This is a genomic window from Aquimonas sp., from assembly GCF_044377145.1.
Lineage (GTDB): Bacteria > Pseudomonadota > Gammaproteobacteria > Xanthomonadales > Xanthomonadaceae > Aquimonas.
The window spans coordinates 1-12,021 of sequence record NZ_JBILJQ010000038.1; the positions used below are offsets into that span (position 1 = coordinate 1).

Sequence of the window (12,021 nt, forward strand, 5' to 3'; positions counted from 1 at the left end):
GCATGAGCGAATCCGCCACTCAGGAGAACGAATGACAGCTATCTGGTGAACAGGCTGTCTCAAAGGGGTTGACGCGTTCCGGTTCTCTACGAGGAGATCACCGGCAAGAATCCCACAAGTAAGACTACCCACACCGTCATTGACGATGATCGGAAAGATCCCGACGATGCCGCCTAACGTACTCGCTTAAGCGGACCAATCAAGCGCTTCGCGATTTTCTTTGGCGGCTTGACTCAGGCGTTGGGTGTCAAAGGCCAATCGCATGCCACTTTCACCGGAAGAAATCCAACAGCCTCGAACGCCGCAAGAGCTTCTTGCCTTCGTTGAATCGGTCCGGGAGCGTGCAAAGACGGACGACGAACTCCGAACCGCTGGCCATCTTCGTAGAGGCTACCTCAAAGAGTTCTTCGATGAGATCGTGCCACTGGCCAAGTTTGCGGCGGCGGTCTATCCCGAAAGCTGCAAAGTTTCGCCGGTTCTTGGCAATCAAGGTTTCGACGCGGAAGTTCACGATGCAGAAGGGCGACTATTGGAGCGAGTAGAGATTGCAAATCCTATTGACGGGAGTGCTAGAGCGTCAATAGGCCGTGAGCTTGCCGAGTCTGGGATTGGAGGCCTGCGCGTTGGTGACCCTGGAGATGACTTCGAAGAACTGATCCCGATCATCGAGCGCACGGCATCCAAGAAGGCTCTGAAAGACTATTCGGATGCGGTTGTGGTCTTCAACGTCAGCGCCTGCCCAGCGTTCAAGGGGTTCGAGGCCCGACAAGAGGAACAAGCGGAAAGAGTTCGGAGCACGCTTTCCTCCATGGGTTTTCGCGCAAAGCGGGTCTTCATCATGTTTCCGTCAGGCGGCGTCGATCGCGTTGACGCCTAACGCAAAAGGATAGATCGCGAGCAGCCGCGCTCCGATGCGGTGGTTGAACAAGCATGGTGGAGGCCTTCGACCTTTCTTATGGAAAAGGTGTTTCGGGATTTTGCCGGTGCCATCCCGGCGCTGATGCGGACGGGGTGGCCTCACCGTCCTCACGTGCTGCAGCAGGTGCGTGCGTCGAGCTGCGGCAGACCGTAGCTGTGGCAACGGCGGAAGCCACGCGCCAGCACGTGGGCGAGCAGCAGCCACCGCGCGCCGATCGTGCCTGAAACAACTGAGGCGGCTCCGCATGGGGCCGCCTCAGTCACTTGTTCAGTCACACGCGGGTGGGCTAGCCGCCGATCAGCGCATCCCAACCTGGCCGCGGGTTGAAGCGCGGGCCGTGGCGGGTGGCGAGTTGTTCCAATCGCGCTTTGAGTTTGGCCGCACCCTCGGCGCGGACGTAGGCGATCGGGCCGCCGCGGAAGGGGGCGAAGCCGGTGCCGAAGATGACGCCGGCATCGAGCAGGTCTTCATCGGCCACCACGCCCTCATGCAGGCAGGCCACGGCCTCGTTGACGAAGGCCAGCACCAGGCGATCGGTCAGGTCTTCCGGTGCCTTGTACTCCTTCGGCACCTCGGGCTTCTTGGCGCGGCCGTTCTCCCACGTATAGAAACCCTGGCCGTCCTTGCGGCCGCGCTTGCCGGAGGCGAGCAGGCTGTCGAGGCCGCTGGGGATCGGCAGGTTGAGGAACTCGGCCATGATCTTGCCGACGCTGGCGGCGACATCCAGGCCGACGGTATCGGCCAGCTCGATCGGGCCCATCGGCATGCCGAAGGCGAGTGCGGCCTTGTCGATCACCGGCCCGGGCACGCCCTCGCTGTAGCAGGTCATCGCCTCCAGCAGGTAGGGCATCAGGATACGGTTGACCAGAAAGCCCGGCGTACCGGCGACCGGCACCGGCAGCTTGTCGATCGCGCGGCAGAACGCCGCCAGGCGACGCTCGGTTTCGGCATCCATGCTGTCGTGCCGAACGATCTCGACCAGCGGCATCATCGCGACCGGGTTGAAGAAGTGCAGGCCGGCGAACTGCGCCGGATGTTTCAGCTCCGCGCGCAGATCGTCGAGCGCGATCGACGAGGTGTTCGAACTCAACAGGGCGCCCGCGGGCAGGGTCTCCTCGACCTTGGCGTACAGCGCGCGCTTGGCATCGAGGTTCTCGAAGATCGCCTCGATCACCAGATCCGCCTTCGCCACGCCTGCGCCTTCGACATCGGCCTTGAGCCGCGCGATCGCGCCGGCGCGCTTGTCTTCGCGCTTGATCTTCTTCTCGTAGAAGGTGTGGGCACGCGCAATCGCCGGCTGCACCTGTTCCAGGCTGCGGTCCTGCAGGGTGGTCTCGAAGCCGCGCAGTGCGCACCAGGCAGCGATGTCGCCGCCCATCACACCGGCGCCGACCACATGCACGTTGTGGATGTCGTGCGACTTACCGCCCAGGCTCTTCAGCCGCTCCTGCAGGAAGTACACGCGGACCAGGTTTTGGGCGGTCGGCGTGTTTGCGAGTTTGGCAACCGACTTGGCCTCGGCCACCAGCCGCGCCTCGACCGGCCCGCCGCTGCGGCGCCAGGTTTCGATCAGCGCGAACGGCGCCGGGTAGTGCGCCTTGCGTGCCTTGCGGCTGACCTTCTTGACCAGCATCGGCGCCAGCGCCTGCCGCACCGGCCACCAGTTGGTGGCCCAGGCGGTGAGGCGCTGCTTCAGCGGCCGCTGTACTCCGCGCTTGAGCAGGCCGAGTGCGGTGTCGAGCAGCACGGCGGGTTCGCAGGTCTTGTCGACCAAGCCGATCGCGCGCGCATTGCTGGCCGACAGTGCACGGCCGGTCAGCATCATGTCGAAGGCGGCCGGCGCGCCGACCAGCGGCGGCAGGCGCACGCTGCCGCCCCAGCCGGGATAGATGCCGAGCTTCACTTCGGGCAGGCCGATGCGGGTGCTGTCGTCGGTGCTTGCGACGCGGTAGCGGCAGGCGAGCGCCAGTTCGGTGCCGCCGCCCATGCAGTGGCCGTGGATCGCGGCGACGGTGGGGCAGGGCAGTTCCGACAGCTTCTGAAAAACGTTCTGGCCGTAGCGGATCGACTCGAACACGGTGCCGCGCTCGTGATAGACCTTGAACTCGCCGATGTCGGCGCCGGCGACAAAACCGGCCGTCTTGCCCGAGATCACCACCAGGCCCTTTGGCTTCTCGATCGCCACGCGTTCGATGATCTGTTCGAGCTCTTCCAGCACCGCGCGCGCCAGCGTGTTCACGCTCGATGCCGCGCGGTCGAAAGTCAGGACCACCACGCGGTCGTCGCGCACTTCCGCGCGCCAGTGATTGAAGCGCAAGCCGTCGAACATGGGAGTCTCCTGCAGAGGGGCGGGCGGACAGGTTCGGCCCGCCACGCCAGGTGAATCGAGGGGCTATGATCCGGACTGCTGCATGCTGCGGTCAATCCGGTGGCGTAGGGTGGCCAAGTCGAAGTGAACTTTCACACTAAACCGAGGGTCGCAGGCCGGTATGAACGCCGTCCTCGCCATGAACACTCTCGATTTCCCTGTCCTCAACCCGCGGGAGATGCCCCCGACCGTGTCTTCCCGTCTTGAACCTGTCCCTGCTGAACCTGCTGCGGTCGAGTCCTCCGCCGAGCGGCCGCGCATGGCCGAGAACGAAATCGACTACGAGCTGGTCCGCCGTGTGCAGGCAGGTGAGAAGGGCGCCTTTGATCTGCTGGTGCGCAAGTACCAGCACAAACTGGTCAGCGTGATCTCGCGCTACATCAACGACTGGAGCGAATGCCAGGACGTCGCCCAGGAGAGTTTCATCCGCGCCTACCGCGCGCTGGGTAACTTCCGCGGCGACGCGCAGTTCTACACCTGGCTGTACAAGATCGCGGTCAACACCGCCAAGAACCATCTGGTGGCGCGTGGCCGGCGCCCGCCCACCGACGACATCGACGCATCCGACGCCGTGCAGTACGACGGCGGCACCTGGCTGCGCGACACCGACACACCCGAGCATGAACTCGCGCGGCAGGAGATTGAACGCACCGTGGCGGCTACGGTCGCAGCGCTGCCGGATGAACTGCGCATCGCCATCACCCTGCGTGAGGTTGATGGCCTCAGCTATGAAGACATCGCCCAGACCATGGGCTGCCCCATCGGCACCGTGCGCTCGCGGATCTTCCGCGCCCGCGACGCCATCGACCAGAAACTGCGCCCGATGATGGGCACCGACGAGCGAGTCCGTCCATGAACACCCACCGCAGCGACGACGCCCCTGTTGATCCGAGCGCCGAGACGCGCGAGCAGCTCTCGGCCTATGCCGACGGCGAGCTGGCCGCCGACAGTCGTCGCTTCCTGCTGAAGCGCCTGGCCGCCGACGCTGAACTCAAGGCCGCGTGGTCGAACTACCACTTGATCGGTGACAGCCTGCGCGGGCAAGCCGGCCCGCCGCTGCCGCTGGATTTCAGCGCGCGGGTGCAGGCTGCGATCGAGGCCGAGTCGGCACCGGCGCGTGGCTATGGCCACGGCATTGCACGCTGGATCGGCGGCGGCGCAGTGGCGGCGGCCGTCGCACTGGCTGCGATCATCACCGTGCCGCAGGCGAACTCGCCGCTGCAGGCGCCGGGCAGCGAACTGGCCGAAGTGGCGCCCACCGGCCTGCGCGAGCAGGACCTGCGCCCCGATCTGTCGCGTGCTGCGCACACTGTCGCCGGGCAGAGTGGCATGGGTGCGTATCCACTGCCGATGACCGGCTCGGTTCCGGTGCGTTACGTTCCGGTGCTGCAGCCCGACGGCCGGCTGGTGCTGGTGCCGTATTCGCCGCTGATGCCGAACGCCGCACCGCTCGAATCTCTGCAGCCGCCGCTGCGCGCGGCGAACGCGCACTAATCCGCAGCGCCCGCCGTGAGCGAACGCGCGGCGGAGGTGGTGCAGGTCGCGACAGATCGCGTCGAGCTGCGCCTGCTGGGTCAGTGCAGTGATTGTGGCGGCTGCGGTGGTCGCTGCCAGGTGTTCGGCGGCCGTACCGACAGCTCGCTGAGCCTGCCTGCATCGACCGATCCTGCGACCGGCCAGCCTTGGGCTGTCGGTCAACGCGTCGTCCTTTACCTGCCCTCGGGCCAACTTCAGCGCCAGGCGCTGTTGGGCTACGGCCTGCCGGTACTCGGGCTGCTGCTGGGCGCTGCTGCACTGCAGGCCTGGGGCGATGTGGCCGCTGCGGTCGGCGCGGTCGGTGGAACTTCGCTTGCCCTTCTGCTTTCAAAGCGCGTCCCGATCAGCCAGCCCGAACTGCGCGGCAGCGCGCCGACAGCGGCGCGCGACGGCGACGGTGGATCTACCTAGCAGCCCGGCCAAGCAAGGTCCGACACGCAGCCAGGCAGCTTGAATCGCGAGGCCTGCGCCCGCACGCCTCTTCAAACCCAAACCCATGAGGAAGTTCGACGCCCATGAGCACCACACACCCGCTGCATTCCTTCTGGCTTGGCGCCGTGCTGATGCTGGCCGGCTCGGTCGAAGCCCAGACCCTGCCCGACTTCACCGAGCTGGTGGAAGCGGCCGGCCCATCGGTGGTCAATATCGAAGCCACCCGCACCGCGGAAGCGGCGGCGCGCCAGGGCCCCAACGACATGGACGCAGAGGAAATGCCGGAGATCTTCCGGCGCTTCTTCGAGCAGCAGCCCGGCATGCCGCAGATGCCGCGCGACCGCACCTCGATGGGCACAGGTTTCATCATTTCCAGCGATGGCTATGTGCTGACCAATCACCATGTGATCGATGGCGCCGATCAGGTGATCGTGCGACTGCGCGACCGCCGCGAGCTGGAAGCCAGCGTGGTCGGCAGCGACCCGCAAAGCGACGTCGCCCTGCTCAAGCTTGAGGAAACCGGCCTGCCGGCCTCGAAGATCGGCAGCTCCAGCGCACTCAAGCCCGGCCAGTGGATGGTCGCAATCGGCTCGCCGTTCGGCTTCGAGCACTCGGTCACCGCCGGTATCGTCAGCGCGCTGGGCCGCTCCTCGCAGATGACCGGTCAGCAGTACGTGCCCTTTATCCAGACCGACGTGCCGATCAACCGCGGCAACTCCGGTGGCCCGCTGCTGAACATCAAGGGCGAGGTGGTCGGTATCAACTCGCAGATCTTCTCTAACACCGGCGGTTACATGGGCGTTTCGTTCGCGATTCCGATCGAGGTCGCGATGGACGTGGTCGAGCAGCTCAAGGACACCGGCTTCGTGGCGCGCGGCCTGCTTGGCGTGCAGATCCAGGAAGTCACACGCGAAGCGGCGCAGGTGCTGGGTCTGCCGCGCCCGGGCGGCGCGATGGTCAACGGCTTCAGCCCGGACAGCGCGGGCGAGAAGGCCGGCATCCAGCGCGGTGATGTGATCCTGAAGTTCGGCAACACAACGATCAACCGCAGCAGTGATCTGCCGCCGGCCGTCGGCGCAACCCGCCCGGGCACCAAGGTCGATGTGACCGTGTTCCGCGATGGCCGCGAGCGCCAGCTGGCGGTCACGGTCGGCGAACTGCCGCGCGATGCATCGCAGCAGGCGGGCGGCGCTGAGCGCAATGGTTCGGCGGCCCCGACCAACCCGCTGGGCCTGGATGTGCAGGATCTCACTGCGGAACAGCGCGAAGCGCTGGGGCTGAAGAGCAGCGAGGGCGTGGTTATCCAGCGCATTCGCGGTATTGCCGGACGCCGCGCCGAGCTGCGCGAGGGCGACGTCGTGCTGATGGTGGGCCGCACCAGTGTCGGCAGCGCTGCCGAGTTCAATGCGGCCGTGAAGGACGCCAAGCCGGGCGAGCCGGTGATGCTGCTGATCCGCCGCGGCGAGCAGACCAGCTTCGTCACCGTGACGCCGTCGCGCGAGGACGAGACGAACGCGCCTGAGCGCTGATACGTCCAGGCCCGCCGCGCCGTGGTGCGCGGCGGCAGAATTCCGGGTTTGCCCGGGGGCCACGGAAGGCCCACCCTTGATCAGCAGGCCGCGGCGGGGAAGCCCACCGCGGCCTGTGCATTTCAGAACTCGTCGCTGCCGAGAAGCTCTTTCTCCAGCTCATCGGCTTCAGCGGCGACGAACATGATTGCGTCGCGGACCTGGCTGGGCGTGGCGCGCGCCGGCAGGCGGACGATGCAGTAGACGGTGCCTTCTTGAGTCGCCCAGAAACCCAGGGTGAAACTGTTGCTCGCCTCCAGCAGGCGCTGCGCCAGCGCGGGCTCAAGCCCGGCTGCGGCGTCGAAGCGGTAGGCGATCGAATACACGTCGCGGAACTCGTTGTCGTCGTAGCGGAAGGTCTTCGACTGCAGATACACCTGCTGGGTACGCGACTCTTCGCTGTAGTCGATCAGCACCTCAAGATTTCCATTGCTGGCCACCGAAAACTTCAGGCCCTCGGCTTCGACCGCGGTCAGCAGCCGGCTGTCCGTGACCACCTTCTTGGCGGCCTTTTCGGCCGCGGCAGGGTCGATCTCAACGGCGTCTTCGGCTTGCGTGTCCTGTGCAGCGCTGCGGGAGTGCGGCAACGCGAACAACAGCGCGCCTGCAAGTAGGCTGAGGCTGATGCGGGGAAACGGGTTCATGCGCAGGGCTCCAGGGGGCGTGACGAGGCGCAGGGCGGCCTATTCGGGTTTGCCACCGAACTTTCCGGCCACCTGTATCAACTGCGGAATCTCAGTGTCCAGACGCAGCGCCGTCAGTTTGCCGCCCCACACGCAGCCGGTATCGATGGCATGTACGCCCAGGCCCTGGAACAGCCCGAGCGTGGACCAGTGGCCGCAGACGATCTTCAGTTCGCGCTCGGCGTGGCCGGGCACTTCGAACCACGGATACAGGCCGGCCTTCTGGCTGCCCGGGCGACCTTTCTCGTCGAAATCCAGGGTGCCCTTGGGCGAGCAGAAGCGCATCCGCGTGCAGATGTTGATGATCGAGCGGACCCGGTCCATGCCGTCGAGCTTCGGGCTCCAGGTGGCGGGCTGATTGCCGAACATGCTGCGCAGCAGCTTGGCGTGGTTGGGCCCGGCCAGGCGTTGCTCGACCTCATGCGCGCGGGCGCGGGCGATCTTCACCGTCCACTTCGGTGCCAGCCCGGCATGCAGCATCATCCAGCCCAGGCTTTGGTCGACATGCACCAACGGACGCGTACGCAGCCAGTCGAGCAGCTGCGGGCCGTCGTCGGCGAAGATCACCTTCTGCAGCTCGGCATTGGTGCGACGGCGCTCGTTCTCCGGACGCGCAGCAATTGCCAGCAGGGACAGGTCGTGATTGCCGAGCACCACCGTGCTGTGGATGTCCAGCGAGTGGATCAGGCGCAGCACTTCGAGTGAATCACCACCGCGGTTGACCAGGTCGCCGCAGAACCACAGACGGTCATTGGCCGGGTCGAAGCGGATCGCGTCCAGCAGGCGTTGCAGAGGATCCAGGCAGCCCTGGATGTCGCCGATCGCGTAGACGGCCATCAGTGCAGAACGCGCGGCATGCTGAGCACGAACTCGGGGATGGGCGAACGGAAGCGCAGCGCGTCGTCGGTGATCCAGCCGTAGCTGCCGTGCATCCGCCCCACTGGCGTGCGCAACACGGCGCCGGAGGTGTATTCGTAGCTCTGGCCGGGCGCCAGATGCGGCGTCTCGCCGACCACGCCGGCGCCGCGGACTTCCTCAACGCGGGCGTCAGCGTCGGTGATGATCCAGTGGCGATCAACCAGCTTTGCCGGCTCGCTGCCGCGGTTGGACAGTCGGACCGTGTAGCTGAAGGCGTAGCGGTTGGCCTCCGGCTGCGACTGTTCCGGCAGATAGGCGCTGCGGACCTCGACCACGATCAAGGCGCCGGTCTGCATGGTGGGTGGTGTAGTCATGCGCGGCATTCTAGCCTCGCCCGCCGCTGCAGGTCGCGATTCGTTCAGGCTGCGCCGAGGGCATTGGCCAAACGCACGTAGTCGCTGACGGCGATGGTCTCGGCGCGGGCGCCGGGATCGATGTCGAGCGCCTGCATCTGCTCGGCGCTGCAGACCTCGCCCAGCGCATTGCGCAAGGTCTTGCGGCGCTGCGCGAAGGCCGCACGCACCACGCGCTCGAACAGCGCCGGCTGCTGCAGGCCGAGCTCATCGGCCGGGCGCGGCTCCAGCCGCACCACCGCCGAATCGACCTTCGGCGGCGGCCGGAACGCGCCCGGCGGCACCTTGATCAGCGGGGTCACCTTGCAGCGCGCCTGCAGCATCACCGAGAGCCGGCCATAGACCTTGCTGCCGGGCGCGGCGGCCATGCGATCGACCACCTCCTTCTGCAGCATGAACACCATGTCAGTGATCACTGGCAGGTGGTCGAGCGCATGAAACAGGATCGGCGAGGAGATGTTGTAGGGCAGGTTGCCGACCAGGCGGATCGGCTGGTCACCGGCCAGCGCGGTGAAGTCGACGGTCAGCACATCGGCATGCACGATGTTGAGCTCGGCGCCCAGCTCAGCGCCGAGTGCAGTCAGTGGTGCGATCAGATCGCGATCGAATTCGATCACGGTCAGCGCGCCATGGCGCTGCAGCAGCGGACGCGTGATCGCGCCGGCACCGGGGCCGATCTCGATCAGCCGTTGGCCGGGCTGCGGGCCGATCGCGCAGACGATCTTTTCGATCATCGCCGGGTCGGCCAGGAAGTGCTGGCCGAGGGATTTCTTGGTCTGGTGGCTCATGCGCGGGCGGCTCTGCGGTGGCTGGCCATGGCAAAGGCCGTTTCAAATGCGGCGATCAGGCTGCTGGGGTCGGCGGTGCCGGTGCCGGCCAGGGCGAGCGCGGTGCCGTGATCGACCGCAACCCGCACGAAGGGCAGGCCGAGGCTGATGTTCACCGCCTGCTCGAAGTCGCTGTACTTCAGCACCGGCAGGCCCTGATCGTGGTACATCGCCAGTACCGCGTCATAGTCCTTCAGAACCTGCGGCAGAAAGGCGGTGTCGGCCGGCAGCGGGCCACCGAGGTTCAGGCCTTCGGCACGCAGCGCGTGCAGGCAGGGGCTGATGATCTCGATCTCCTCGCGGCCCAGGTGGCCGTCCTCGCCTGCATGCGGGTTCAGACCCAGCACTGCGATGCGCGGCTGGGGCAGGCCGAAATCCTGCTGCAGCGAGAGGTGCAAGCGACGCGCGATGCGGGCGATGCGTTCGGCGGTGATCGCGGCCGGCACCGCCGACAGCGGTAGATGCGTGGTGACGAGTGCGACCCGCAGCGTCGGCGAGGCCAGCATCATCACCACATCGTCGGCACCGGCGCGCGCGGCCAAGCGTTCGGTCATGCCGCTGAACTGAACGCCCGCGGCGTTGATGATGGCCTTGTGCACCGGGCCGGTGACCAGCCCATCGAAGCTGCCGTCGAGGCACAGGTCGATTGCGCGGTCGATGCAGCGCAGCAGCTGCGGGACATTGGCGACATCGACCAGGCCCGGTTCGACCGTGTGTGCCAGCGGCTCGGTCAGCACGCTCAGTTGGCCGGCGGCGCAGGTGATGGCGCCGCCGCTGTAGTCGTTGATCTGTACGGCCAGCCCGAGGTGGCTTGCGAGTGCGCGCAGGTGTGCGCTATCGGCAAGCGCCAACAGCTCGCAGGGGCGTTCACGCAGGGCCAACTTCAGAGCCAGCTCGGGGCCGATGCCGGCGGGTTCGCCGGCAATCAGCAGCAGACGGACCGGCCTCGCATCTGCCGAAGCCGACATCGGCCCGGTCACAGCGTGCAGCGCCGACGCGGGCCGCTGCATGCGGTGCATCTGCTCAACCGGCCAGCCGGGTTTCGACGTAGGCTTCGTCGCGGATCTGGCGCAGGTAGCGCTCGTACTCGTCCTCCGCCTTGCGGCGGGCGATCGCTTCGCGGGCTTCATCGCGGCGCACCTTCTCGGTGACGTCCTGCTCGCGAGATCCCAAGCGCTGCAGGACGTGCCAGCCGGTGTCACTGGCAAACGGCGCCGAGGTCTGGCCGTCTTCCAAGGTCAGCAGGTTGTCGCCGATCGCCTGACCCCAGCCATAGACGGGGAACCAGCCCATGTCGCCGCCCTGGTTGCGGGTCATGCTGTCGTCCGATTCGCCCTTGGCCAAGGCGGCGAAATCCTCACCGGCGTCGAGCCGCGCTTTCAGCGCCTGGATGCGGGCCTCAGCCTGGGCGCGGTCGACCACTTCGGTGATGCGCACCATGATGTGGCGAGCGTTGTATTCGGTGACCTTTTCCGGGCCGGCCTCGCGGCGATCGGTCAGCTGCAACAGCTGAAAGCCACCCGGCCCACGGACCGCAGGCGAAACCTGGTTCGGCTGCATGCCTTCGAGCATGCGCGCGAACAGCGGCGGAATCTCGTCAAAGCGGCGCCAGCCCAGGTCGCCGCCTTCCAGCGCGTTGGGCGCATCCGAGTAGCGGATCGCGGCCGCGTTGAAGGTCATCTCGCCACGCTCGATCAGCCCGCGCACGCCTTCGATCTTGGTCCGCCCCAGCTCGATCTGCTCAGCCGTTGCGCCGTCGGGCAAGGCGACCAGGATGTTGGCGGCGCGAATCTGCCCGGTTTGCAGGCTGTCGCCGGCCAACAGGATGTCAATCTCGCTCTCGCTCACATTGACCCGGCTCTGGGTGATCGACTGGCGCAGGCGCTGCACCGTGATCTCGTCGCGCAGCGACTGCGCGAACTCGCTGAAGTCGATGTCGTCCGCCGCCAGCTGCGCGCGCATCTGATCGACGGTGATGTTGTTCTGCTCGGCGATGCGGCGTATCGAATCCTCGACCTCGGCATCCTGCACGCGGATGCCGCCTTCGCGCGCGCGCTGCACTTGCAGCTTGACCAGGATCAGGCGTTCCAGCACCTGCTTCTCCAGTGCGGCCTGCGGGGGCAACTGGTCGCGGCGGTCGGCGTACTGGGTCAGGATGTTGGCGATGGCGCGGTCCAGCTCGCTGCGCAGGATCACATCCTCCTCGACCACTGCGACCACGCTTTCCACCGGCGCCATCGGCACGGCGAGCTGGGCCTGGGCAGGTTGTAGAAGGTTGAGGCCGAACAGTGCGGTCAGGAGTCCGGTGAAACAGGCGGGGCGCAGCAGTCGAAGCGGGGCGATCCGGTTCATGTGTGAACGGTCTCGTGAGGTCGGGTGGTCAGGAGTACGGCAGCGGGACCGGGCGAACGCGATCG

Annotated in this window: 12 protein-coding genes; 5 read left to right on the forward strand and 7 right to left on the reverse strand. The window is 66.5% G+C overall.

Annotation, left to right across the window (positions count from 1 at the left end; translation table 11 throughout):
* Positions 1–262 precede the first annotated feature (262 nt).
* Positions 263–877: a hypothetical protein gene (locus ACIQ7H_RS12455; RefSeq protein WP_395791907.1), complete on the forward strand. Its 615-nt coding sequence runs from the start codon at positions 263–265 to the stop codon at positions 875–877.
* 328 nt (positions 878–1,205) lie between these two features.
* Here ACIQ7H_RS12455 and ACIQ7H_RS12460 read toward each other — a convergent pair whose 3' ends face one another.
* The gene (locus ACIQ7H_RS12460; protein ID WP_395791909.1) at positions 1,206–3,248 is read right to left on the reverse strand and encodes a 3-hydroxyacyl-CoA dehydrogenase NAD-binding domain-containing protein; all 2,043 of its coding nucleotides are present in this window, start codon (positions 3,246–3,248) and stop codon (positions 1,206–1,208) included.
* A gap of 298 nt (positions 3,249–3,546) precedes the next feature.
* On the opposite strand from ACIQ7H_RS12460, the gene rpoE reads away from it, so the two are divergent.
* The 4 genes from rpoE (at position 3,547) to ACIQ7H_RS12480 (ending at position 6,784) form a co-directional block, all read left to right on the forward strand.
* Positions 3,547–4,143 carry an RNA polymerase sigma factor RpoE gene (gene rpoE / locus ACIQ7H_RS12465; protein ID WP_395791911.1) on the forward strand — a complete coding sequence of 199 codons (597 nt, stop codon included), beginning with the start codon at positions 3,547–3,549 and terminating at the stop codon, positions 4,141–4,143.
* Positions 4,140–4,781, forward strand: coding sequence for a sigma-E factor negative regulatory protein (locus tag ACIQ7H_RS12470; protein WP_395791913.1), 642 nt, complete (start codon positions 4,140–4,142; stop codon positions 4,779–4,781). Before rpoE ends, ACIQ7H_RS12470 begins: the two co-directional genes overlap by 4 nt.
* 15 nt (positions 4,782–4,796) lie before the next feature.
* Positions 4,797–5,234 (forward strand): SoxR reducing system RseC family protein, encoded by a 438-nt coding sequence (locus ACIQ7H_RS12475; RefSeq protein WP_395791915.1) that lies wholly within the window; start codon positions 4,797–4,799, stop codon positions 5,232–5,234.
* A gap of 104 nt (positions 5,235–5,338) precedes the next feature.
* The gene (locus ACIQ7H_RS12480) at positions 5,339–6,784 is read left to right on the forward strand and encodes a DegQ family serine endoprotease (protein ID WP_395791917.1); all 1,446 of its coding nucleotides are present in this window, start codon (positions 5,339–5,341) and stop codon (positions 6,782–6,784) included.
* A gap of 122 nt (positions 6,785–6,906) precedes the next feature.
* Here the strand turns inward: ACIQ7H_RS12480 and ACIQ7H_RS12485 are convergent, their stop codons facing one another.
* From ACIQ7H_RS12485 to ACIQ7H_RS12510, 6 genes are read right to left on the reverse strand one after another with little or no spacing between them, the layout of a single operon-like run.
* Positions 6,907–7,467, reverse strand: a complete 561-nt coding sequence (locus tag ACIQ7H_RS12485; RefSeq protein ID WP_395791919.1) for a hypothetical protein — start codon at positions 7,465–7,467, stop codon at positions 6,907–6,909.
* A gap of 39 nt (positions 7,468–7,506) precedes the next feature.
* Positions 7,507–8,343: a symmetrical bis(5'-nucleosyl)-tetraphosphatase gene (locus ACIQ7H_RS12490; RefSeq protein WP_395791921.1), complete on the reverse strand. Its 837-nt coding sequence runs from the start codon at positions 8,341–8,343 to the stop codon at positions 7,507–7,509.
* On the reverse strand, positions 8,343–8,738 hold the full coding sequence (apaG, locus tag ACIQ7H_RS12495; RefSeq protein ID WP_395791923.1) for a Co2+/Mg2+ efflux protein ApaG: 396 nt from the start codon (positions 8,736–8,738) through the stop codon (positions 8,343–8,345). Before apaG ends, ACIQ7H_RS12490 begins: the two co-directional genes overlap by 1 nt.
* Positions 8,739–8,782: 44 nt before the next feature.
* Complete coding sequence (gene rsmA, locus ACIQ7H_RS12500; RefSeq protein ID WP_395791925.1) at positions 8,783–9,565, reverse strand: 16S rRNA (adenine(1518)-N(6)/adenine(1519)-N(6))-dimethyltransferase RsmA; 783 nt, start codon at positions 9,563–9,565, stop codon at positions 8,783–8,785.
* Entirely contained in the window at positions 9,562–10,572 is a 1,011-nt protein-coding gene (pdxA, locus tag ACIQ7H_RS12505; RefSeq protein WP_395791985.1) for a 4-hydroxythreonine-4-phosphate dehydrogenase PdxA, read from the reverse strand. The genes rsmA and pdxA overlap by 4 nt, the downstream gene beginning before the upstream one ends.
* 55 nt (positions 10,573–10,627) lie before the next feature.
* The gene (locus ACIQ7H_RS12510) at positions 10,628–11,956 is read right to left on the reverse strand and encodes a peptidylprolyl isomerase (protein ID WP_395791927.1); all 1,329 of its coding nucleotides are present in this window, start codon (positions 11,954–11,956) and stop codon (positions 10,628–10,630) included.
* Between the last annotated feature and the right edge of the window lie 65 nt (positions 11,957–12,021).

What these genes read in the sequence shown, in the direction of transcription:
- ACIQ7H_RS12455 (WP_395791907.1), top strand. Translation starts at nt 263, where the DNA reads ATGCCACTTTCACCGGAAGAAATCCAACAGCCTCGAACGCCGCAAGAG.
- ACIQ7H_RS12460 (WP_395791909.1), bottom strand. Translation starts at nt 3,248, where the DNA reads ATGTTCGACGGCTTGCGCTTCAATCACTGGCGCGCGGAAGTGCGCGAC.
- rpoE (WP_395791911.1), top strand. Translation starts at nt 3,547, where the DNA reads ATGGCCGAGAACGAAATCGACTACGAGCTGGTCCGCCGTGTGCAGGCA.
- ACIQ7H_RS12470 (WP_395791913.1), top strand. Translation starts at nt 4,140, where the DNA reads ATGAACACCCACCGCAGCGACGACGCCCCTGTTGATCCGAGCGCCGAG.
- ACIQ7H_RS12480 (WP_395791917.1), top strand. Translation starts at nt 5,339, where the DNA reads ATGAGCACCACACACCCGCTGCATTCCTTCTGGCTTGGCGCCGTGCTG.
- ACIQ7H_RS12485 (WP_395791919.1), bottom strand. Translation starts at nt 7,467, where the DNA reads ATGAACCCGTTTCCCCGCATCAGCCTCAGCCTACTTGCAGGCGCGCTG.
- ACIQ7H_RS12490 (WP_395791921.1), bottom strand. Translation starts at nt 8,343, where the DNA reads ATGGCCGTCTACGCGATCGGCGACATCCAGGGCTGCCTGGATCCTCTG.
- apaG (WP_395791923.1), bottom strand. Translation starts at nt 8,738, where the DNA reads ATGACTACACCACCCACCATGCAGACCGGCGCCTTGATCGTGGTCGAG.
- rsmA (WP_395791925.1), bottom strand. Translation starts at nt 9,565, where the DNA reads ATGAGCCACCAGACCAAGAAATCCCTCGGCCAGCACTTCCTGGCCGAC.
- pdxA (WP_395791985.1), bottom strand. Translation starts at nt 10,572, where the DNA reads ATGTCGGCTTCGGCAGATGCGAGGCCGGTCCGTCTGCTGCTGATTGCC.
- ACIQ7H_RS12510 (WP_395791927.1), bottom strand. Translation starts at nt 11,956, where the DNA reads ATGAACCGGATCGCCCCGCTTCGACTGCTGCGCCCCGCCTGTTTCACC.